The 23,517-nt window shown below is 53.7% G+C and carries 15 protein-coding genes and 1 pseudogene; 10 read left to right on the plus strand and 6 right to left on the minus strand.

Annotated features, from left to right (window positions below; translation table 11 throughout):
• Nucleotides 1-48 precede the first annotated feature (48 nt).
• Nucleotides 49-1,281: an EAL domain-containing response regulator gene (locus BMW46_RS07575; RefSeq protein ID WP_074706808.1), complete on the plus strand. Its 1,233-nt coding sequence runs from the start codon at nucleotides 49-51 to the stop codon at nucleotides 1,279-1,281.
• A 233-nt stretch (nucleotides 1,282-1,514) separates the two neighbouring features.
• Here the strand turns inward: BMW46_RS07575 and BMW46_RS07585 are convergent, their stop codons facing one another.
• Nucleotides 1,515-1,886 carry a VOC family protein gene (locus tag BMW46_RS07585; RefSeq protein WP_074706813.1) on the minus strand — a complete coding sequence of 124 codons (372 nt, stop codon included), beginning with the start codon at nucleotides 1,884-1,886 and terminating at the stop codon, nucleotides 1,515-1,517.
• 29 nt (nucleotides 1,887-1,915) lie between these two features.
• Nucleotides 1,916-2,284 (minus strand): Mth938-like domain-containing protein, encoded by a 369-nt coding sequence (locus BMW46_RS07590; protein ID WP_074706816.1) that lies wholly within the window; start codon nucleotides 2,282-2,284, stop codon nucleotides 1,916-1,918.
• 228 nt (nucleotides 2,285-2,512) lie between these two features.
• Here BMW46_RS07590 and BMW46_RS07595 point away from each other — a divergent pair, with 228 nt between their 5' ends.
• The 3 genes from BMW46_RS07595 (at nucleotide 2,513) to thrC (ending at nucleotide 6,754) form a co-directional block, all read left to right on the plus strand.
• Complete coding sequence (locus BMW46_RS07595; protein WP_074706819.1) at nucleotides 2,513-3,742, plus strand: pyridoxal phosphate-dependent aminotransferase; 1,230 nt, start codon at nucleotides 2,513-2,515, stop codon at nucleotides 3,740-3,742.
• A 100-nt stretch (nucleotides 3,743-3,842) separates the two neighbouring features.
• Nucleotides 3,843-5,162, plus strand: coding sequence for a homoserine dehydrogenase (locus BMW46_RS07600; protein WP_074707322.1), 1,320 nt, complete (start codon nucleotides 3,843-3,845; stop codon nucleotides 5,160-5,162).
• A gap of 158 nt (nucleotides 5,163-5,320) precedes the next feature.
• Nucleotides 5,321-6,754: a threonine synthase gene (thrC, locus tag BMW46_RS07605; RefSeq protein WP_074706821.1), complete on the plus strand. Its 1,434-nt coding sequence runs from the start codon at nucleotides 5,321-5,323 to the stop codon at nucleotides 6,752-6,754.
• Between the two features lie 124 nt (nucleotides 6,755-6,878).
• On the opposite strand, the gene BMW46_RS07610 is transcribed toward thrC, so the two are convergent.
• The 3 genes from BMW46_RS07610 to BMW46_RS07620 all read right to left on the minus strand — a co-directional run bounded on the left by BMW46_RS07610 (nucleotide 6,879) and on the right by BMW46_RS07620 (nucleotide 10,195).
• Nucleotides 6,879-7,655: a gamma-glutamyl-gamma-aminobutyrate hydrolase family protein gene (locus tag BMW46_RS07610; protein WP_074706824.1), complete on the minus strand. Its 777-nt coding sequence runs from the start codon at nucleotides 7,653-7,655 to the stop codon at nucleotides 6,879-6,881.
• A 205-nt stretch (nucleotides 7,656-7,860) separates the two neighbouring features.
• Nucleotides 7,861-8,976 (minus strand): YbdK family carboxylate-amine ligase, encoded by a 1,116-nt coding sequence (locus BMW46_RS07615; RefSeq protein WP_074706826.1) that lies wholly within the window; start codon nucleotides 8,974-8,976, stop codon nucleotides 7,861-7,863.
• 10 nt (nucleotides 8,977-8,986) lie between these two features.
• Entirely contained in the window at nucleotides 8,987-10,195 is a 1,209-nt protein-coding gene (locus BMW46_RS07620) for a cation:proton antiporter (protein ID WP_074706829.1), read from the minus strand.
• 479 nt (nucleotides 10,196-10,674) lie between these two features.
• On the opposite strand from BMW46_RS07620, the gene putA reads away from it, so the two are divergent.
• Nucleotides 10,675-14,337: a bifunctional proline dehydrogenase/L-glutamate gamma-semialdehyde dehydrogenase PutA gene (gene putA / locus BMW46_RS07625; protein WP_081355726.1), complete on the plus strand. Its 3,663-nt coding sequence runs from the start codon at nucleotides 10,675-10,677 to the stop codon at nucleotides 14,335-14,337.
• 242 nt (nucleotides 14,338-14,579) lie between these two features.
• On the plus strand, nucleotides 14,580-15,650 hold the full coding sequence (locus tag BMW46_RS07630; RefSeq protein ID WP_177171054.1) for an acyltransferase family protein: 1,071 nt from the start codon (nucleotides 14,580-14,582) through the stop codon (nucleotides 15,648-15,650).
• Between the two features lie 128 nt (nucleotides 15,651-15,778).
• Here BMW46_RS07630 and nadC read toward each other — a convergent pair whose 3' ends face one another.
• Nucleotides 15,779-16,648: a carboxylating nicotinate-nucleotide diphosphorylase gene (gene nadC / locus BMW46_RS07635; protein WP_081355728.1), complete on the minus strand. Its 870-nt coding sequence runs from the start codon at nucleotides 16,646-16,648 to the stop codon at nucleotides 15,779-15,781.
• Between the two features lie 59 nt (nucleotides 16,649-16,707).
• On the opposite strand from nadC, the pseudogene BMW46_RS07640 reads away from it, so the two are divergent.
• The 4 genes and pseudogenes from BMW46_RS07640 (at nucleotide 16,708) to bamC (ending at nucleotide 23,275) form a co-directional block, all read left to right on the plus strand.
• A pseudogene (locus tag BMW46_RS07640) lies at nucleotides 16,708-18,188 on the plus strand (FMN-binding glutamate synthase family protein).
• Nucleotides 18,189-18,342: 154 nt separating this feature from the next.
• The gene (gene clpB, locus BMW46_RS07645; protein WP_074706834.1) at nucleotides 18,343-20,952 is read left to right on the plus strand and encodes an ATP-dependent chaperone ClpB; all 2,610 of its coding nucleotides are present in this window, start codon (nucleotides 18,343-18,345) and stop codon (nucleotides 20,950-20,952) included.
• 239 nt (nucleotides 20,953-21,191) lie between these two features.
• Nucleotides 21,192-22,094 (plus strand): 4-hydroxy-tetrahydrodipicolinate synthase, encoded by a 903-nt coding sequence (dapA, locus tag BMW46_RS07650; protein WP_074706837.1) that lies wholly within the window; start codon nucleotides 21,192-21,194, stop codon nucleotides 22,092-22,094.
• A 56-nt stretch (nucleotides 22,095-22,150) separates the two neighbouring features.
• Nucleotides 22,151-23,275, plus strand: a complete 1,125-nt coding sequence (gene bamC, locus BMW46_RS07655) for an outer membrane protein assembly factor BamC (RefSeq protein ID WP_074706839.1) — start codon at nucleotides 22,151-22,153, stop codon at nucleotides 23,273-23,275.
• Nucleotides 23,276-23,517 lie beyond the last annotated feature (242 nt).

The raw sequence follows: 23,517 nt of genomic DNA on the forward strand, positions 1-23,517 counted from the left end.
GTTCGGATTCAGAAACCTGACTGAACAATAACTGAAAAGATAAATGTTATGGTAGAACGATCCGCAGTGAAAATTCTAGTGCTTGACGATGAATCTTTCATGCTCAAGCTGTTGAACCGCATTTTATCCAACCTCGGATATAGCTCGGTCATTCTCTGTGATAGTGGCCGTGCCGCACTGGAAAAAATAGCCGATGTGGATGCCGTCCCAAATGTGATCCTGCTCGATCTCAACATGCCTGAAATGGATGGAATTGAGTTCGTGCGGCATCTGGTGGACCGACACTATCCGGGTAGCCTCATACTGGTCAGCGGCGAGGACGAACGTATACTTCAGACCACCGTAAAACTGGTGCGGGCACACAAGATTCCCATACTGGGATACCTGCATAAGCCGGTGAAGCCCGATGCGTTATCCGAACTGCTTGAAAGTTGGGCCCCTTCCGCAGCCGGTGCCGCTGGTATGGCGAAGAAAGTCTACGCCGCTGATGAACTGCGCGCCGCCATCGAGGGGGGGCAACTGGTTAATTATTATCAGCCGAAGGTGGCGGTCGCTACAGGCGAGGTGGTGGGTGTAGAGACTCTCGCGAGATGGCGTCATCCAGCGGACGGTATCGTATTTCCGGACCAATTCATTGGCGTGGCCGAGGCTGCCGGCCTGATTGACGACCTGACCAAGGCGGTGTTTGCCGGAGCCATGGCTCAAGCGAAAGCGTGGCAAGAAATGCAGTTGCCGCTGCGAGTAGCTGTCAATGTGTCCATGGACAATCTGGCCTCGCTGGATTTTCTGAATTTTGTGGCGGAACTCGCGGCAAAGGAGGGCATAGCCCCCCAAAATGTGGTCCTGGAGGTGACCGAAACCAAGCTGATGCAGGATACACGCGCTCCACTTGAGATTCTGACCCGGCTGCGCTTGAAGCGTTTCCGCCTTTCCATTGACGATTTCGGGACAGGGCATTCATCATTGGCCCAGTTGCGCGACATCCCTTTTGATGAACTCAAGATCGATCAGGGCTTCGTGCACCGCGCCGGCACCGACGAGACGCTGCGGGCGATTTATGATGCAAGCCTCTCTCTGGCGCGGCAATTAAATATGGAAGTCGTGGCGGAAGGTGTCCAGGACCGGGAGGATTGGGATCTTCTGCGCCGCACGGGATGCGATCTGGCGCAGGGGGCTTTCCTTTCGGGTCCCATGTTGCCGGAGGATGTGCCGGGCTGGATGAAACTGTGGCGGGAACGGGTTCGTACCGAGCTTTTCCTGACGGAAGACGTAAGGAAATAATCGGCAGAGCGAGGGACAGAAGCAATCTCTGCGGGAATGACGGAAGCGTCCGCAGTTTTCGAGTCTTTCATTCCATTCGCCCTGTCCTTCGAATCCGTTTGTTTGGCCCTGGCAACGATCTCTACGCTGCTAAAGGGGTTTTTTCACTCAAGTTGCGAACTGAGTGGGGAAGGTAGCGGGAGTTACTATGAATACGAGATAGTCTGCTTTCTGGATGAAGCGGATGAATGAGCTTATTGCATGGAATGTAATCCGATCATATTGCCCTCGGTGTCGAGGACCAGGGCGATGAAACCATATTTGCCGATGGGCATTTTTTCCTTGAAAAGGCGCCCTCCATGCTCGGCAGCACGAGCGGCCTCTACCGCACAGTCTTCACACTTGAAATAAACCAAGGTGCTGCTTCCGCCGGACGGGCAACCCTCCATTTTCGCTAGCGCGCCCGCTGCGCCATAGCCTTCCTCCGACATGGGGAAGGCCCATAGTTCTATATCGGGGCTTGGTATCTGCTCGAGCTTTCCTTGCAGAACCCCTTCGTAGAACGTTTTTGCGCGTTCCATGTCCTGTACATAAATTTCAAACCAGACGACTGGATTGGATTTCATGGCGTTGCTCCTCGATGTTTATCATCCGGTTAAATCAATAATGCAGCCGCTACCCGTCGTTCTTCCGCCGATAATATGTTGTAAGTGCGACAGGCGGCAGCGGTATCCATCACTTCTATGCCAATGCCGGACTCGATCAAGCTTCTGGTAAGTTGCGGATGGGGAAAACGCAATGTGGCGCCCGTTCCGAAGAGGACCATTTCCGGCTGCAGCGAGAGAATGAACTGAAAGTGTTCGGTATTGAGTTCCTCGAACGTTTTTGCCTCCCACTCTTCGATCAGGCGATCGGGTAACACGATCAGGCTATGATCGTAGCGTACGTGATTGATCATGACGTGGTCGGTTCCGTAACCGGTAAACAGGTTGTGCCCGGTAGGACCGGAAAGATGCAGTTTCACACGAGACTCCATTTGCGGCAGTTTAGCGGGTCGGGTAACATTACATCTTTTTCCCGTTGCGATAAAGGTTTTGCGTCGAATAAAGCGGGAACGACAGAATCTCTTGATTTTCCACACTCAACACTCGCAGGCGCTTCCGGTTACGTACTTCCATCTGAACCCGGCTTTGCACAGAGCCTTCGCTGATCTTTGCCGTAAGGCTTTTGCCACCCATCCGTCCCCTATCTGATGCAGCCCATTCTCAAATCCAGCAAATTGGCCAATGTATGCTATGACATTCGCGGACCGGTGCTTGACCGGGCGCGGCAAATGGAAGAGGAAGGGCACCGCATCATCAAGCTCAATATCGGGAATCCGGCATCATTCGGTTTCGAAGCTCCCGAAGAAATCCTGCAGGATGTGATGCATAACCTTTCCGCTGCATCCGGTTATTGCGATTCGAAAGGATTATTTGCGGCACGCAAGGCCATCATGCATTACACGCAGGAGAAGCGTATCGAGGATGTCCGGTTGGAGGATATCTATATTGGCAACGGCGTTTCCGAACTGATCGTGATGGCGATGCAGGCGTTGTTGAATACGGGCGATGAGGTTTTGATTCCTTCACCCGATTACCCGTTGTGGACAGCAGCGGTGGTGCTGGCAGGCGGGACTCCGCGTCATTATGTGTGTGACGAGCAATCGGGCTGGTTGCCTGATCTGGAGGATATTCGCTCGAAGGTGACCTCGAACACCCGTGCGATCGTTGTCATCAATCCGAATAATCCGACAGGCGCACTTTATCCAGACGAAGTGTTGCGTGAAATCATCGAGATTGCACGTCAGCATCAACTCATCGTCTACGCCGACGAAATCTACGACAAAGTCTTGTACGACGATGCGACCCACACTTCGATTGCTTCCCTGGCGGATGACGTGCTGTTCGTTACATTGAACGGGTTGTCCAAGAATTATCGTGCCGCAGGATTTCGCTCGGGGTGGGCAGTGGTCTCCGGAACAAAACACTATGCCAGTGACTATATCGCTGGTCTGACCATGCTGGCCTCCATGCGGCTGTGTGCAAATGTTCCTTCGCAGTTTGGTATTCAAACGGCGTTGGGGGGGTATCAAAGCATCAAGGATCTGGTCCTGCCCACTGGTCGGCTTATGCGGCAACGCGATCTCGCCTGGAAACTGTTGACGGAGATTCCGGGTGTATCGTGCTACAAGCCGCGGGCGGCAATGTATCTGTTCCCGCGTCTGGACCCCGCAATCTACCCGATCGAGGATGACGAGCAATTTGTGCTGGATTTGCTGCTGGAAGAGAAGGTGCTGCTGGTGCAGGGTAGCGGTTTCAACTGGCCGTATCCGGATCATTTCCGTGTTGTATTTCTACCTAATAGTGACGACCTGACCGAAGCCATTCGCCGCGTTGGAGGTTTTTTGGCCCGCTACCGCAGGCAGCACGGAACCGGGTGAGGCGAACCCAACTTCTGTAAACGAGAACGCTGCGTACGAACAAAAGTCCCTTTCAGCAAATATGGCAAATATGTCCGAAAAATTCATCATTACCGAAGATATGAAACCTATCAACGTGGGCCTGTTGGGGGCAGGCACTGTCGGCAGCGGTACGTTCGCCGTGCTCAAACGCAACCAGGAAGAGATCACTCGGCGCGCCGGCCGCAGTATCGTCGTTCGCATGATTGCTGATCGAGAGGAAGAGAAGGCCCGCCAGATCGCAGGCGACGATGATGTCATCGTCACGCGCGATGCGAATGAAGTAGTGATGAATCCCGATATCGATATCGTGGTCGAACTGATCGGCGGCTACACCGCGGCCAAGGACCTGATACTGAAGGCCATCGAGAATGGCAAGCATGTCATTACCGCCAACAAGGCATTACTTGCTTCACATGGGACCGAAATCTTCGCCGCGGCGCAGAAAAAAGGCGTGATGGTGGCATTCGAAGCAGCGGTGGCCGGGGGCATTCCTATCATCAAGGCTCTGCGTGAGGGGCTGACTGCCAACCGCATCGAGTGGATTGCCGGCATCATCAATGGCACGAGCAACTTCATCCTCTCGGAAATGCGGGATAAGGGGTTGACGTTCGAAACCGTATTGAAGCAGGCGCAAAAACTGGGCTATGCCGAGGCCGATCCCACTTTTGACATCGAAGGTATCGATGCGGCGCATAAACTCACGATCATGGCCTCGATTGCTTTTGGCATTCCGATGCAATTTGACAAGGTATATACCGAGGGTATAACGAAATTGACCCGCGAGGATATCCGGTATGCGGAGGAGCTGGGTTATCGCATCAAGCTGTTGGGCATTACGAAACGTACGTCCGGAGGAATTGAGTTGCGTGTGCATCCGACACTCATCCCTGCTCGCAGGCTGATCGCCAATGTCGAGGGTGTCATGAATGCCATCGTGGTGAGAGGCGATGCAGTAGGCTCTACCCTCTATTATGGTCCGGGAGCGGGCGCTGAACCTACAGGGAGTTCAGTCGTGGCAGACCTGGTGGATGTAACTCGCATGCACACAGCCGATCCCAAGCACCGCGTTCCTCATCTCGCCTTCCAGCCAGGCCGCCTGTCGGATACGCCGATCCTCACGATGGACGAGGTGGAAACGTCTTATTACCTGCGGCTGCGGGTCATGGACAAACCCGGCGCCCTGGCCGATATCACGCGTGTGCTTGCCGACCTCGGCATTTCCATCGAAGCCATGATGCAGAAAGAGCCAAGCGAAGGCGAAGATCAGGTGGATATCATTATGCTCACGCATTTGGCGGTGGAAAGAAACGTTAACGATGCTATTGCCCGAATAAAGCGATTGTCCATAACGACCGGCAAGGTGACACGCATCCGACTGGAGCATCTGGGCAGCAAATGATTGACGATTGCCATTTCCGATCGTGGCTAATATCCGCTATTGTCCGGGATAAGATCACTGACATTTCCAGAGCAAACTCATCAGTCACATGGCGGATAGCGAGATGAATTGCTTCACTTTTACCTTTTTGCGAGTTTGTACAAGGCGGATTTAGGATAATGCTCTATATTTCCACTCGTGGCGGCATGCCGCCTAAAAAGTTCTCCAGGATTCTTCTGGGTGGCCTTGCTCCGGATGGTGGTCTGACGATGCCGGAAACCTATTCCAGGTTCGATGACGCAGAATTGCAGGAACTGCGGGGCATGGGTTACCCGGAACTTGCGTTCGAGATCCTTTCGCGTTTTGCGGATGACATTCCTGCTCCGGACCTGCGCGCCATCATTGCGCGAACCTATACCGCCCAGTCGTTTCAAAACGATGAAATCACGCCGCTTAAAACCCTGGAACCGGGGCTGCACATACTCGGTTTGTCGAATGGCCCGACGCTGGCCTTCAAGGATATCGCCCTGCAATTGCTGGGCAACCTGTTCGAGTACGCGTTGGACAAGAGTGGTGAGCAACTGAATATCCTCGGTGCAACTTCCGGCGATACCGGGCCGAGCGCAGAGTATGCCATGCGGGGCAAGCGCGGCATTCGTGTGTTCATGCTTTCGCCGCATGGAAAAATGAGCCCGTTCCAGACAGCTCAAATGTTTTCCCTGCATGATCCGAATATTTTCAATATCGCCATTCGTGGCGTGTTCGACGATTGCCAGGACATTATCAAGGCTGTCAGTAATGATTATGCGTTCAAGCAGAAATACCGCATTGGTACGGTTAATTCCATAAACTGGGCGCGCATTGCGGCTCAGATCGTTTATTACTTCAAAGGTTATTTTGCCGCTACCCGCTCGAATACAGAGCAGGTATCTTTCGCCGTCCCATCGGGAAATTTCGGCAACATTTGCGCAGGGCATGTGGCGCGCATGATGGGTCTGCCTATCAAAAAGCTGATACTTGCCACCAATGAAAATGATGTGCTGGACGAATTTTTCCGGACGGGACATTATCGCCCGCGCACAACCACCGAGACCGTCCAGACCAGTAGCCCTTCAATGGATATCTCCAAGGCCTCGAACTTCGAGCGCTTCATTTTCGACTTGACTGGAAGGGATGCCGCCAAAGTGAAGGAATTATGGCAGGCAGTAGATGAGGGCGGGGCCTTTGATCTCGCCAATACGTCTCTGTGGGAGAGAATCGAAGACTTCGGTCTTGTGTCAGGGACCAGCAGTCATGCAGATCGAATCGCAACCATCCGTCAGGTGCATGACCGGTATGGCTTGGTTATAGACCCGCATACAGCTGATGGTGTGAAAGCGGGATTGGAACATCGTGACGCCAATGTGCCGCTGATCTGCCTTGAAACGGCATTGCCCGTCAAATTCTCGGCAAGTATTGTCGAGGCGATCGGACATGAGCCTGCGCGTCCGGCAGGGTATGAAAATATTGAAGAAAAAGCGCAGCGTTATGTAGTCATGGATGCTGACGCAGGGGCGGTCAAGGCGTTTATTGTGGAGCAGGCGGGGCAGACCCAAACCGCGGCTGCGGTATAAATTAGCGATGAGACGGGAGGGGGAGCGCCAGTAAATATAAGCGCGGGCGACAGCATCGCCCTCTATTCCACCTTCCTTCGGCAGATTCAGGACGAACAACGACAGGAAGGGGCTGCCCTTCTTATTATTCACGCTGCTTTTCGGCTGCAGCAAGAAAATCATCCAGTATGGGACCGGAATCGAGCAGGTCTGTGGCGGGGCCATGAAATTCGGGATGCCATTGGAATCCCGTCACGTAGCTATCTCCATGCATACGTATTGCTTCGATGATGCCGTCAGACTCGGACACTGCCTCGACCATGGAATCCCGTCCCAGTTCCTTGATTGCCTGATGATGTATGCTGTTGACAAGATGTTGGTAGCGATTGCCGTAGAGCTTCGCCAACCGGGAATTTTCTTCAATCAGCAATGCATGCCGATGCTGGTCATACAACACTGCATCCACGTGTATGATGCATTCCGGGCGATCCGTCGCGATATCCTGGTACAGGCTTCCACCCAATGCGACATTGATGAGCTGGAGCCCGCGGCAGATACCCAATACGGGTTTTCTTTGTACCACACATTCCCAGAAAAGCTCCATTTCGTAAAGATCACGCACCCGGTCGCCGGACCACTCCGGCCGCTGAGGTGTTTCACCGTAGGAAACGGGAGATACGTCCGCACCACCTTGCAGCACCAGGCCGTCGATTTCCCGGACGTAGTCGCTTATGCGCACATGAGAACGCTCGACGCCACCGGTTTCTATTGCTGGCAACATGAATGCCAGCGCTCGTCGGCGCATGATCCAGTGGGCCACGGTCTGTTCAAGGTATTGCAGGGTTTTATTGCGAAAACCCAGTTCAAGGGGCGGTTGATGCAGGATACGGGGTGACAGGCCGATACGCAACGGGCGGGGCATCTCAGGTAACGAATAAGTCCTCAGAAATATAAATGTAATTAGATTTTGGAATTTCCGCGGTGTTCTTCGTTACATATAAGATACCTGAATAACTTTGCGTCCTCCTTTGCCTGGGGGCAATCGAGCCGACGTTGCGCTACTTTGTTCCGCTGGTTTTTCTCAGCGATCCATATCTAACTGACAGTTTAGACATTCCTCACGGAAATCAGTTTCCCATCCATAATTCGGCTTGCAATTGCATGACGTCGGCAAGGTTGTGCTCGCTTGCATAAGCCCTGCGCTGCCAGCTTGTGCCGTTACCGACGATGAGTATTTCGCGGATGCGTTCCATCGCTTCCACCGCGTGCAGTTCTCTTGCATGGTCGGAAATGTGTTCAAGCATCTCCATTATATCTTCCCGGATACTACGTTGTTGATGGGTACGAGGATCGATAAAGACGCCTTCCAGGCCAAAGCGGCATGCCTGGAAGCGATTGAACGTATACACCAGATAGTCATCCTCTTCGGGCGCCATACGCTGCTCCACCATGATGTATCTGGACATTGCCTGAATATAGCAGGCAATGGAGGCCGCAATCTCGACTGTAAGGGGCGTGTCGCACACTCTCACCTCAATGGTACCGAACTCGGGCTTTGGCCTTATATCCCAGTAAAAATCTTTCATGGATTCGACCACTCCCGTTCCCGTCATTTTGGCGAAAAATTTTTCGAAATCGTTCCAGCGCAATACGAACGGAGCCCGCCCACTTAATGGGAAGGAAAAAACGGAGTTCAATCGCGCAGAGGCAAAACCGGTATCATGTCCCTGCACGAACGGCGAACTGGCTGACAGAGCAATAAAATGCGGAATGTAGCGCGAGAGCATGTGCATCAGATGCAGCGCTTCGTCCGGCCCGGGACAGCCGATGTGTACATGCTGCCCGAATATCGTGAATTGTTTTGCGAGGTAGCCGTACAGCTCCGAGAGGTAATGAAAGCGCGGCGCATCGAAAATCTTCTGCTCACTCCAATGCTGGAACGGGTGGGTGCCTCCACCTGCAACAGCGACGTTGAGAAAACATCCGGCCTCGGAAACCACATCCCGCAGGGCACGCAGTTCCGTCACCAGTCCAGCATATTCCTGCTGCACCGAGGTGTTGATCTCTATCATGCTGCGCGTCATCTCCGGTTTGATTTCCCCGGGATGAGTGCGTTTTGCTACGCGGCGCAAAATCTCGGGTGCAGAGGGGGCAAGGTTGTAATCGTTGCAGCCGAGCAATTGCAGTTCAAGCTCCACTCCTATGCTCAGGGGACGGGAGGGCGCGAAGGGCATCAGGCTCATGGCATCAGGCTCATGTTTTCTTTTCCGGTGTTTCTCCGGCTCTTCGCAGGGCAACTTGCACCAGAACAGGTCCGGCCAATTCAAGTATGACGATCCAGTTCATCAGCACCATTCCAAGGCCGAACGCGAATTCGGGAAAATCGATTGCAGTATCCATTGTCAGCAGAAGCGCCACACTTGACATGGGGACTAGTGCAATACCGAGGGATATCGCCTGACGCCAGCCAATGCCGCTATGGGTTGCCAGCGGTAGCACGGCCAGCAGTTTGGCTATGATTCGTACGACGATAAGTAGCAGAACCAGTAAGAAGCCATCCCGCAAGCCTCTGAGATCAGCTGCAAGACCATTCGCGATAAACATCAATACCACCAGAACAGCGCCCGCGGAGCCGAAGTGCGGTGGGAACGTACGGGTGTGTTTGCGCTGGTAGCGGGTGATTAATCCGGCAGCAAGCAGGACAAGGATCGGGCTAAGCCTGAGCGTCGAGGCCATGATGGTGGCAAAGGCGATCATGCCGAACAGGATGAAGGAAAAAGTTTCCTCGTGCTGCCCCAAGTGGTGATGGATGCGTTCGAAGGTAATACCGAACAACCATGCCAGCAACGCGGAGCCGCCGAGGAGATAGAGTGGAGCGAATATGGTATGTACGAAGCTCGTGCCCGCCTGACCGTGCATGACAGCAACCGCCAGCTTGTGGAAAATCACCGCATAGATGGTGTTGAGCGCTGTCATGAGCAAGAGCCGATCGGTTACCTGACCCTGAGCGCGAGATTCCGTTACCGTGCGTACTATGATAGCGGGCGAGGTTGCGATTGCGATGGTTGCAACGATGGCAGCGGCAGTGCTGGTAACATTAACCCATACCAACACCGAGAAGACAACCGCAAAAGTAGTGATGGCTTCGAGAAGGCTGGTGCCTGCAAGCCATGGGTTGGCTTTCAGCCAGCGCAGATTGACCTTGCTGCCCAACTCAAACAGGAGAATCCCAAGTGCGAGATCAACCACCAGACGCCACTCGTTCACAGGGAGTTGAGGGATAAATCCCAATCCACCTGGTCCCAATACCACACCAATGCCGATATAGCCAACTATCCGGGGGAGCCTCAGATGACGTACCATCGCTTCGCCCAGAAGTACGGCGACAACGAGTGTGAGCGCCAGCCACAGCGCTGGACTGATTTGAAGCGGCCAGGCTGGAAGATAATCAGACCAGGTCATGCGTTATGATCAAATACTCCTGAGAATGAAGAATCAGCATGAGATTCATCCGACCGTTGTAAACGTTACTGTAAGCCACATCGATGCCTCCTTCGGGCAAATGCGGGTATTGGATCTGTTCAGATCCCGGTAAAAACCGGGCTAGACCCGAAACCGGCTCCAGAAAGCGTTGTATTTTCTACTGCTTTTGCGGGAGTGTGAATGAGGTACTGAGTCAATATTGGGAGAGATGCCCGGATTATAAACCATGAATCGAAACAGGGATAACTCTTCGAAGCTGACGAATAGGGGATAGACCGCAGTTTTTCTCATGAAAGTGACTCTCACGGAGTTTCAGTTGCGCAGCAATCTGGGGTATGTGATGGGTCGAACAGACAGGCTCGCGTCCAGCATTCTATGATTTTCAAGCCCCTTTTTCAGCGAGGGATGATGAAGGTCAGAGTCAGATCAAGTAAATTGCTTCGTTCATAAGGAAAAATGTGGGAAAAACGGCCATCTGTCCTCGCTTCTTGCGCTCGGCAATTACCCACGCGTATCGGCACAATGAGACTGAAAGCGTGAATGGTTTGTTGAAGCAGATCGATTGGCCGCCATGCAGTCGTGCGCGAGCTGAGGAACTCTCTCGTAAGCTGGTGACTTCGATACGAGGCAAATACAGCCATAGGGGAGGCGTGGATGCGTTGATGCACGAATTTTCCCTGTCGAGTCAGGAGGGTATAGCTCTGATGTGCCTGGCCGAGGCGCTGCTGCGCATTCCGGATCGGGAAACTGCCGATCGTCTCATACGAGACAAGATCAGCAAGGGTGACTGGCGCGCACATGTGGGACACAGCCCTTCGCTTTTCGTAAATGCGGCGGCCTGGGGCCTTCTGATCTCTCGCAAGCTGGTTTCGACCCACGGAGAAGATGGACTGTCAGCCGCATTATCCGGATTGATGGAAAAGGGGGGCGAGCCGCTGATTCGAAAAGGAATGGATCTGGCAATGCGTATGTTGGGCCACCAGTTCGTGATTGGCGAAACCATCGAGGAAGCGCTGGAGCGTAGCCGGGAGCGCGAGATGCGGGGATATCGTTATTCATACGATATGCTGGGGGAGGCGGCAATAACGGAGGCTGACGCCCAGCGCTACTGGACTTCCTACGCCTCGGCTATCCATGCTATCGGCAAGTCGAGCGGCAAGAGTGGTATTAAGAGCGGTATTTATAAAGGACCAGGAATTTCAGTAAAGCTCTCCGCGCTGCATCCCCGTTATGTACGCTCCCAGCGCGAGCGAGTGATGGCTGAGCTGTTGCCACGTCTTAAATCACTGCTGCTGCTTGCCAAGCACTATGACATGGGCTTCAACATGGATGCGGAGGAAGCCGATCGGCTCGATCTCTCGCTCGATCTCCTGGAAGCGCTCGTGTTCGACCCGGATCTTGCGGGTTGGGATGGCATCGGCTTTGTCGTCCAGGCCTATCAGAAGCGATGCCCGTTCATTGTCGATTGGCTCATCGATCTTGGGCGGCGCAGCGGTCATCGCATCATGGTTCGGCTTGTGAAGGGCGCATACTGGGATGCGGAAATCAAGCGTGCACAGGTAGAGGGGCTGGATGGCTATCCCGTTTATACGCGCAAGATTCACACCGACATATGCTATATGGTTTGTGCACAGAAACTTCTTTGCGCCGCGGAGGCGGTCTTTCCCCAGTTCGCCACCCATAATGCACACACATTATCAGTCGTATGCCAAATAGCAGAGGATGCGGGTGTCGAAGATTACGAGTTCCAGTACTTGCATGGGATGGGCGAGACGCTGTATGACCAGGTCGAACTCCTGAAGGAGGATCGGTTCGCAAAGTCGTGCCGCATCTATGCGCCCGTAGGCAGCTATGAGACGCTGCTTGCTTACCTCGTGCGCCGCCTGCTTGAAAATGGCGCAAATTCGTCATTCATCAACCGTATTCTCGACGACGATATCAGTATAGAAGAGCTGGTTGCGGATCCGATCAGTCAGATCGAGCAGGAGGGGGTGCATCCTCATCCGGCGATTCCCTTACCTGGCGATTTGTACGGTCACAAGCGCAGGAATTCCGCAGGCTTTGATTTCAGCGATGAGCAGGCGCTGGCTACATTGGCTGCTGAGTTAGCTGGAATGGAAAGGCGTGAATGGCGGGCTGAGCCTGTGCTTGCAGAGGGTGGGAATGCCGGAAGTGCAGGAAATGTGGGTTCATGGGTTCTCAATCCGGCTGATCGCAATGATTGCGTCGGGACAGTGATAGAGGCGACCGAGCATGATGTCGAAGTGGCGATCGCTGCCGCGCACGCGTTCGTGGCCGAATGGCAAAGTGTGTCGCATGAAGCCAGAGCCGCGATGCTTGAACGGGCAGCGGATGCACTGGAAGCGCACCGTACGGAACTGATAGGGCTTGCGGTACGCGAAGGCGGCAAGTCGTTACCGGATGCAGTCGCGGAAGTGCGTGAAGCGGTTGATTTCTGCCGTTATTACGGGCAACAGATACGCGATTGGTCCAATACGAGTCCACCTTCAGCGCTGGGACCCGTGGTCTGCATCAGCCCCTGGAATTTCCCGCTGGCAATATTCATTGGGCAGGTAAGTGCCGCGCTTGCTGCCGGCAATCCCGTACTCGCGAAGCCAGCCGAGCAGACGCCCTTGATTGCCGCCGTTGCCGTCAGGCTGCTGCACGAGGCTGGCATTCCACGGCCAGCGTTGCAGCTTTTGCCCGGACAGGGTGAGAGGGTTGGAGAGCAGCTTGTCAAAGATGTCCGTGTACGTGGAGTTATTTTCACTGGCTCTACCGAAGTCGCGCAACTCATTTGCCGTACACTCGCTCTTCGTTCGCAGAAAGGTGAGATCCTCTTCATCGCCGAGACCGGAGGTCAGAATGCGATGATCGTCGATTCATCCGCTCGTATCCAGCAGGTGGTGCAGGATGCGCTGACCTCGGCGTTCGATAGTGCGGGGCAGCGCTGCTCGGCCCTGCGGATATTGTGCTTGCAGAAAGATATCGCTGAACAGGTGCTGGAGGTTCTGAGAGGCGCAATGATGGAACTCACGGTGGGTGATCCCCGGCGGCTTACTACCGATGTCGGCCCGATAATTGATGCAGATGCTCAGCACGCGTTGCTCGATCATATCGAAAAAATGCGCGCAGCAGGTCATACCGTGTTACAACCGGTGCTGCCGTCGGTTTGTGCGAACGGCACTTTCCTTGCACCCACCCTGATCGAGATTGATCATATAGATGAGCTAGAGCGTGAGGTGTTCGGGCCGGTGCTGCATGTCGTGCGTTTTGCCCGCGAACGGCTGGACGAGCTTATTAATCAGATCAACGCGACTGGTTACGGTCTGACCCATGGCATTCACAGTCGGGTCGATGAGACTATTGATTTCATTACTAAGCATGTGCATGCCGGCAACATCTATGTCAATCGCAATATGATCGGGGCCGTGGTCGGTGTGCAACCCTTTGGCGGGGAGGGCAAATCGGGTACCGGCCCCAAGGCCGGAGGGCCGCTCTACCTGCATCGGCTGATGCCTCAGACGCCTCTCTTGCTGGCGGATAACGGCGGCCTGCAGGTAAATGATGCGCTTGCTGAGCTGCAAGCTCTTACCGATTGGGCCCGGCAAGCCGGACGGGACGTACTCGCCTCGTTGTGCGAGGATTATGCGAAACGCACACCGCTCGCATTCAGCATTCCGCTACCGGGACCGACAGGCGAGAGCAATACATTAAGATTCGCCCCACGGGGAGCGGTAGCCTGTATTGCCGTAGACGAAGATGCATTGCTTGAGCAGATGGCGGCGGCGCTTGCAACCGGCAACCAGATTATTTTGGCTGATAACCCGCCTTTACACGCGTTACTGGATAAGCTGCCGCCGCAAGTGCGGGATCGATTGCGCGCCGAGCGGGACTGGGTCCACGCACCAGTTTCTGCGGTGCTCTATTCAGGCTCTGAAGATGAGGCGTACCGGCTCCGAAACGAGCTGGTGGGACGCGAAGGCGCTCTAGTCGCATTCATTACTGCCTCCGGCACCGATTTTCCTTTATACCGTTTGACGGCTGAGCGGGTGGTTAGCGTGAATACCACTGCTGCTGGCGGCAATCCTGGCTTGCTGGGACTTGATTTCAATGGGTGAGACTATTAATTTTGAAACTTCAAGCGCCCGCCCACGAGAACTGCATGTTCAACGCTAAAGTTTTCAACAATTATTGCTGACGTGTATTTCAATCTCGAACCTGTTCCCGCAATTCTTATCTAAAGGCAACAACGATTCAGGCGCAATGCCAATGCATTCCCGCCTGCCGGAACTATTTCATACCGATGCATATCACTCCAGATCGGCTATTTGTTATGACGACCCGCAATAGCACAATCGACGTGGCAAAAGGAATCGGCATATTTTTTGTCGTACTCGGACATAATTGGCTGTCAACTCATGAGAAAAACGAACTCCATATAGTTATTTTCTCATTTCACATGCCTTTGTTTTTCTTCCTGGCAGGAATATTCTTGAGAGCACCGGACGGAATCCTGCGTTTCGCAATAGGCCGGACAGGATCGCTACTGAAACCCTATTTCGTTGTCCTGACAGCCTTGGGCGTACTCAAGATGCTAAGGGCCGCATTGGGTGGGAGCGGCGAAGCTGGTATGAGCGGCACCAGTTATTTTATAGGCTTGCTTTATGGTACCGGCGATACGATTGAGTGGATTGCCCTATGGTTTTTACCGCATCTTTTTATCTCGTTGATCGCGTCCCTGATCATTTTGAGGGCAATTGAAGCTTGCACGGACAACAAGGTATGGATAGTGTCAGCTGCCCTCCTGCTCTTAGGGATTGGCATAAGTTCTATCGATGCTTATCATCACCCTACGGCAATAGCCGCAAGCCTTATGGGACCAGGACGATTCCTGGGGCTTCCCTGGGGCGCTGATCTTATTCCGATAACATCTTCCTTCATTATCTTCGGATATCTGCTCGCCGAGCCTGCGAAATCGATGAAATTCAGCCTGCCCGGCTTATTTATATCTGCCGTGGTGTTTGTTGCTCTGCACTTTTATTTTGATGACACCATTGATCTTAATGAAAGGGTATACGATAGTGCGGTTGTATCGACCCTGGAGGCGGCGACAGGAATATATATAACGTTCAGTATCGCTTCGTTACTGCAAAATTTTCCATCCTTCAGAAAACCGCTGGCATACCTGGGATCAGGGACACTTTTTATCCTGATCTTTCACGGCTTCCTGCAAGTCCAGGCGTTTGTCGCGCTGCACCATATCAGTCCTTATATGTATCTAAACAGCATTGTGAGTCTTGCATGGAGTATCGGGATGTCTTTGCTCCTGTGGGAGATGGCGAAGCGTCAGCGATGGTTGTCAAAGTTGCTATTACCACAAAAACCACAAAAGGCAATTGTTCGCGACGAGTTGGAGCGGAGTGCCGGCTAATCTGTCGCTTAAAGACCCTCGAGATCCTCAAAAAACGCATGAATGGACGTTGCACTTCCTCCACTTTCCCTATTTTCTTTCACCCATGCGTTGATATACGGGCGACTGCACTTGTTGAGGGAGCCATGTCAGGTACGCGAAGAAAACCGCATCGACAAGTCTATGGCCTTTATATCTTTGGTAAGACTGCCAATGGAGATACGGTCTACACCGGTTTTGGCTACTGCGCGGACATTGTCGAGCGTGATTCCACCGGAGGCTTCCAGCATTGCGCCTTTATTGGTCAGCCGCGCGTTCAATACTACTGCTTCCCTCAGTTCTTCCAGATCGAAGTTATCCAGCAGAATCAGCGTCGCTCCGGCATTCAAAGCGGTACGAAGATCTTGAAGTGTTTCCACTTCGATCTGAATGAATATTCCCCGGGCGGCAATTTTCCTCGCTGCACGCAGTGCCGGTTCAATACCGCCGCTAGCTATGATATGGTTTTCCTTGATCAGAATGCCATCATATAAACCGATCCGGTGGTTTGTTCCCCCGCCGCATTTAACCCCATATTTTTGTGCCAGCCGTAATCCGGGCAAGGTCTTGCGGGTGTCGACAATGACTGCGTCCGTTCCGGATATTGCATTCACGTAACACCGGGTCTGGGTGGCGACAGCCGAGAGCAGTTGCAGAAAGTTGAGAGCTGTCCGTTCACCTGTCAGCAGTGCCCTGGCAGTACCCTTCACTTCACAAAGTTTCTGTCCGGCGCTGACTGTTTCGCCGTCCTGCGCATGCCAGCGCACTTCGACTTGCGGTTCCAGTTGCCGAAAACATTCGTCAAACCAGCGCCCTCCACACATCACAGCCTCTTGACGACTGATCACAGTAGCGGCCGCAGTTTCATCACAAGGAACAAGGCCGGCGGTGAGATCACCCGCACCCACATCTTCGAGCAGCGCCTGGCTGACGTTATTCTTGATTTCGGTTTCCATATACGTGAAATGATCGTAAAACATTTTTATTATGTTCACCGGAACGAATGGAGTATTTTAGCTGAATGTGATACGGAGGCATCATGTCTGATGCATTGAAAGTAATCTCATACGGTTTCAGCACGATTGCCGGTCTGATCGTGATAGGGATAGTCGTATTCTGGTTCATTCACGATGTAACCCAGAAGAAGCATTCCATCCTGCGTAACTATCCAGTAATCGGGCGCCTGCGATTTTTCCTGGAGAAACAGGGAGAGTATTTCCGACAGTACTTCTTTTCCAGCGATCGGGACGAAATGCCCTTTAATCGCGCTACCCGCTCATGGGTGTACAGGAATGCAAAGAATGAGGGTGGTATCGTCGGTTTCGGCTCGACCAATGATCTGCGGGAGCCAGGCTCTATTTTTTTCGTCAATGTCGCTTTCCCGTATTGGAGAGCGACCGGTTGCCCACTCCGCCACTGGTGATTGGCGAGGACTATTGCGAGCATCCTTTCCATGCGAAATCCATTATCAATATCAGTGGAATGAGTTACGGCGCGATTTCAGCACCCGCAGTACGCGCATTGTCGCTTGGAGCGGCGGAGGCGGGATGCTGGCTGAACACGGGGGAAGGTGGGCTCTCACCTTATCATCTTGAGGGGGGTGGCGATATTGTCATGCAAATCGGTACTGCAAAGTATGGTATTCGCGACCAGGAGGGTAATTTTTCACCGGAGCGGGCAAAGGAACTTGCGAAGGTGGTCAAGGCATTTGAAATAAAGCTCTCTCAGGGCGCGAAGCCGGGTAAGGGAGGGTTGCTTCCCGGAACCAAGGTAACCAATGAAATCTCAGCTATTCGCGGTATTCCTGCTCATCGTGATTCAATCAGCCCTAATCGTCATCGCGATATCGGGAATGTGGATGAACTGCTCGACAAGATTGCTCATATCCGCGATCTCACCGGGCGGCCCGTGGGTGTCAAGGCTGCCATCGGCGGGTGGCACTTTATTAACGACCTGTGCGATGCAGTGAATCGCAGGGGTTCCGAATACGCGCCGGATTTTCTCACCATTGATGGGGGCGAAGGGGGCAGCGGCGCTGCGCCCCAGACTCTGTTCGATCATATGAGCCTGCCCATTGCGGAAGCGTTACCACGGGTGGTGGATGCGTTACTGGAATCCGGCTTGAGAGACCGCGTACGTGTGGTTGCAGCAGGTAAGCTGGTGACAGCGGCACGGGCGGCGTGGGCGTTGTGTGCGGGTGCGGACTATGTCAATACCGCGCGCGGCTTCATGTTTTCACTCGGCTGTATCCAGGCCATGCGATGTCACACGAATACCTGCCCTACTGGTATCACCACCCATAATCGGCGTTTGCAGCGGGGTCTGGTGGTGCAGGAGAAATACTTGCGCGTTGCCAATTATGCCAAAAACATGAACAGGGAAATCGATATGATTGCCTACTCCTGCGGCTTGCGCCACGCCCGCCAATTGAAGCGCGAGCATGTGCGCATCGTGGAAACGGCGGGCAAAAGCGTGGCTCTCAACATTTTGTATCCTTATCCGGAAATACTTTCGCTTTGATATGGCATGTCATACTGGATCATGCGATACAGCAATGGCTTTGCTTATTGCATCCTCCATCTCGCCGGAGGATTTGGACGCATGAGGGATATCTTGAAAATTCTACCGTATCCCATATATATAAGAATCATTCACTACCCATAAAGGGCTTCTCATGCGTTTCGACAAATTAACCACAAAATTCCAGCAGGCGTTGTCCGACGCGCAGAGCATTGCTGTGGGTCAGGACAATCCTTATATTGAACCGCAGCATTTACTGCTTGCACTCTTGCAGCAGCAAGATGCAGGCACGGTTTCGTTGTTGCAGCGCGCAGGTGCGAATGTGCCGCCCCTGCGCGAGGCACTGAAAAAATCGATCGAGCGCCTTCCTAAGGTAGAGGGTACAGGTGGAGAGATCAACGTCTCGCGCGATCTGGGTAATCTGCTCAATCTGGCCGACAAGGAGGCGCAAAAACGGGGTGATCAATTCATTGCGTCGGAAATGTTCCTGGTGGCGGCGCTTCAGGACAAAGGCGAGACCGGCAATCTGCTGAGGCAGAATGGGGCCAATCGCAATGCGCTCGAACAAGCGATCAACGAGGTGCGCGGTGGCGAGAATGTCAGCAATCCTGAGGCTGAAGCCAGTCGGGAAGCATTGAAAAAATACACGCTCGATCTGACGGAACGCGCGCGCGCGGGAAAGCTTGATCCAGTTATCGGGCGCGATGATGAAATTCGGCGTACTGTTCAGGTATTGCAACGCCGTACCAAGAACAATCCCGTGCTGATCGGCGAACCGGGCGTGGGCAAGACTGCTATTGTCGAAGGTTTGGCTCAGCGCATCGTCAATGGCGAAGTGCCGGAAACCCTCAAGGACAAGAAAGTACTCTCGCTGGATATGGCCGCGCTGCTCGCGGGAGCTAAATACCGGGGCGAATTCGAGGAGCGCCTCAAGTCTGTCCTCAAGGAGATTGCACAGGCCGGGGGCAGCGTTATTGTCTTCATAGACGAGCTTCATACCATGGTAGGGGCGGGCAAGGCCGAGGGCGCGATCGATGCGGGCAACATGCTCAAACCCGCGCTGGCGCGCGGCGAATTGCATTGCGTGGGTGCCACCACTCTGGACGAATACCGCAAATACATCGAGAAAGATGCTGCGCTGGAGCGGCGTTTCCAGAAAGTGTTCGTGGAAGAACCCACGGTCGAGGCGACTATCGCCATCCTGCGTGGCTTGCAGGAAAGATACGAACTGCATCATGGCGTGGATATCACCGATCCGGCTATCGTCGCAGCGGCCGAACTGTCGCATCGTTATATCACCGACCGCTTTCTGCCCGATAAGGCCATCGATCTGATCGATGAAGCTGCGGCACGCATTCGGATGGAAATCGATTCCAAGCCGGAAGCAATGGACAGGCTCGACCGGCGTCTGATACAGCTCAAGATCGAGCGCGAGGCGGTGAAGAAGGAAAAGGATGAGGCGTCGCAGAAACGTCTTGCATTACTGGAAGATGAGATAGCCAAACTCGAGCGCGAATACGCCGACCTGGAAGAAATCTGGAAAGCCGAAAAATCTCAGGTGCAGGGTACGCAGCATATCAAGGAAGAGATGGAAAAGGTCAAGCTCGAAATCGAAGCGGCGACGCGTAAAGGAGATTGGCAGAAAGTTTCAGAGTTGCAATATGGACGCCTTCCGCAACTGGAGGCACAACTTCAGGTGCAGGATCGGCAGGCTGAGAAGGAGACCGTGGAGCAAAACAAGCCGAAGCTGCTTCGAACTCAGGTTGGGGCGGAAGAAATCGCAGAAGTGGTTTCGCGCGCTACCGGCATTCCTGTTTCCAAGATGATGCAGGGTGAACGGGAGAAACTCCTGCACATGGAGGAGAAGCTGCACGAGCGCGTAGTGGGGCAGGACGAAGCAGTACGACTGGTGTCGGATGCCATTCGTCGTTCGCGCGCAGGTCTGGCTGATCCGAACCGCCCTTATGGCTCTTTTCTGTTCCTGGGGCCGACAGGGGTGGGTAAGACCGAGTTATGCAGGGCGTTGGCAGGATTTCTGTTCGATTCGGAAGAGCACATGATCCGCATCGACATGTCGGAGTTCATGGAAAAACATTCGGTTGCGCGGCTTATTGGCGCTCCACCGGGGTATGTGGGCTACGAGGAGGGCGGTTACCTGACGGAAGCCGTACGACGGAAACCCTACGCGGTTATTCTGCTGGATGAAGTGGAGAAGGCGCATCCCGATGTATTCAACGTCTTATTGCAGGTGCTGGATGATGGCCGCATGACAGACGGACAGGGCCGCACGGTGGACTTCAAGAACACCGTTATCGTCATGACTTCAAACCTCGGTTCGCAAATGATCCAGCAGATGGCAGGAGATGATTACCAAGTCATCAAGCTGGCGGTCATGGGCGAGGTGAAGGCATATTTTCGCCCGGAGTTCATCAACCGGATTGACGAGGTGGTGGTATTCCATGCGCTGGATGAGAAGCATATCAAATCCATCGCGCGGATACAGCTGCAGCAACTGGAAAGGCGCCTGGCAAAACTTGAGATGCATCTTAAGGTGACGGATGCTGCCCTTGCAGAGGTGGCCCAGGCGGGATTCGATCCGGTGTTCGGTGCACGGCCCCTCAAGCGCGCGATACAGGGCCAGCTCGAGAACCCCTTGGCAAAGGAAATTCTCGAAGGTCACTTCGCTGCGAAGGATACCATCACAGTCGATTCGAAAAATGGCGTGATCACCTTCTCGAAGGCAAGGGAATCCGTACCGGTTTGAGGATATTTCCCGGAAGCCAAGGGCTCTCTCCCCGATCCTCTCCCGCCTGTTTGGCCTGTGGGAGAGGGGGAGGGAAGGGAGCAGCTTTACAGTATCATCGTCTCGACTCTCATCGGATTCATCTAAGGTGTCGGGAACCCGCTCCTCCTGGCGTTGTCTGACAACGCGACCTGTACCGTCGCGAATATATTTTGCGGGTGCCGGATTCAGGTAAAATAGGAGTTTTTTCGAGTCGCGTCATGGATAACGTCGCAATAAAAGGCAGTCTGGTCGCCATTGTCACACCGATGCATGAAAATGGCGAACTGAATCTGGAGCGTTTCCAATCCTTGATCGACTTTCATGTGACGGAAGGGACCGACGGTATCGTGGTGGTAGGAACCACCGGCGAATCACCGACCGTGGATTTCGAAGAGCACCATTTGCTGATCAAAACCGCGGTGGAGCAAGCGGCAGGACGGGTACCGGTAATTGCGGGAACCGGAGCCAATTCCACACGCGAAGCAATTGACCTTTCCATCTATGCGAAGAATGCGGGAGCGGATGCAAGTCTGTCAGTCGTACCGTATTACAACAAGCCCACGCAGGAGGGTTTATACCAGCATTTCAGAGCGGTGGCGGAGGCTGTGGATATCCCGCAGATACTATACAACGTGCCCGGCAGGACGGTGGCAGATATCGCCAACGATACAGTCCTTCGTCTTGCGCAAATTCCCAACATTGTCGGAATCAAGGATGCAACGGGTGACATCGGTCGCGGATTCGATCTGTTGTGCCGTGCCCCCGAAGATTTTGCAATTTATAGCGGCGATGATGCCAGTGCCCTGGCTTTATTGTTGCTCGGCGGGCATGGCGTTATTTCCGTCACCGCCAACGTGGCGCCGAAGCTCATGCATGAGATGTGTGCTGCGGCATTTGCCGGTGACCTGGCTGCTGCCCGCGCTGCAAACAGAAAGCTTTTGAGATTGCATCTGGATTTATTCATAGAGGCCAATCCTATTCCTGTGAAATGGGCTGTTGCACAAATGGGATTGATAGGCGAGGGACTGCGGTTGCCACTCACACCGTTGTCAAATCGATATCATCAGACTGTCAGGGAAGCGATGAGCGAGGCAGGAATTGATTTGGCGATATCTGTTTAAATGACTGCCCGAATTCGAGAGCCGGGAGCAGGATTTTCAGGAATCAAGTATTACACATGAGATCGCAGATAATGGCTGCGCTGTGCCTGGCGGCGGCCGTTGCAGGATGCAGTGTTTTCTCGGACATTTTGCCGGAAGCTAAAAAGATCAATTATAAATCGGCGGGCAAACTTCCCCCTCTGGAAATTCCACCCGACCTGACGGCGCCGGGTTCGGATGAGCGTTATCATGTTCCGGATATCAGTCCCACCGGGGTTGCGACTTTTTCGGCTTATAACAAGGAGCGCAGCAAGACGGCAGGTATCACCACCGGAGGAACCTCCATCCTGCCCTCGATGGATGAGGCCGCGGTACGGATGGAACGTTCGGGCACGCAGCGCTGGCTTGTTGTAAATGGCGAACCGGAGGAAATATGGCCGATCGTCAGGGATTTCTGGCAGGAACTGGGCTTTCTCATCAAGATCGAAATGCCGGAAGCCGGCGTGATGGAAACGGACTGGGCGGAAAATCGCGCCAAAATTCCCGAAGATATTCTTCGGAATACGCTCGGCAAGCTTCTGGACAGCCTGTATTCAACGGGCGAGCGTGACAAGTTTCGCACGCGCCTGGAGCGCGGTGAAAATGGCACTACGGAGATCTATATCAGCCATCGCGGCATGGATGAAGTGATCGAGGGCGCTAACGTACGTACTGTATGGCAACCTCGTCCCTCTGATCCTGACCTGGAAGCGGAGATGCTCTCCCGCCTGATGATGCGCTTTGGCGTGACGGAGGAGCGCGTCAGAAGCGCGGTGGCGAGTACAGGCGTTCAAGAGCGTGCGCGCCTCAATAGTGAAAAAGGCGGGATACTGACCGTAACCGAAGCATTTGACCGATCATGGCGACGCGTCGGACTGGCATTGGATCGTATCGGATTTACCGTCGAAGACCGAAACCGCTCTCAGGGCATTTACTTTGTGCGCTATGTAAATCCGGATGCAGAAAGCGGCACAGGGACCGGTTTGCTTTCGAAGCTTGCATTCTGGCGCGACGAAGATAGCGATAAGCCGGATCAATACCGCATCCAGCTAAGCGAAGCGGGGACCAATACCGACGTCACCGTGTTGAACAAGGATGGGGTGGCGGAGGATTCCGGTGACGCAAAGCGCATATTGAAGCTGCTGTATGAGCAGTTGAAGTAATCACCTTCGGTTGCTATTGCCCAGATAGCTGTACGTCTGATTCGTGCCCGATGCGACCCGATCCAGTCGCATGAGCGTTGCAGCGAGCCTCATGCATTGAAGTATCGTGCTTCGCTCCAACGATCCAGCAGTACTATCGGTACTGCCGCCAGGTATCTTGGAGCGAAGGTGATATGCTTTCTTCCTGCTATCAGGCAAGTTCCGGATAAATCCGAATTATCCGTCGTGTAATATGTCGGTGA

The sequence above is a fragment of the Nitrosospira multiformis genome (genome assembly GCF_900111585.1).
In the GTDB taxonomy this organism is placed as follows: Bacteria; Pseudomonadota; Gammaproteobacteria; order Burkholderiales; family Nitrosomonadaceae; genus Nitrosospira; species Nitrosospira multiformis_B.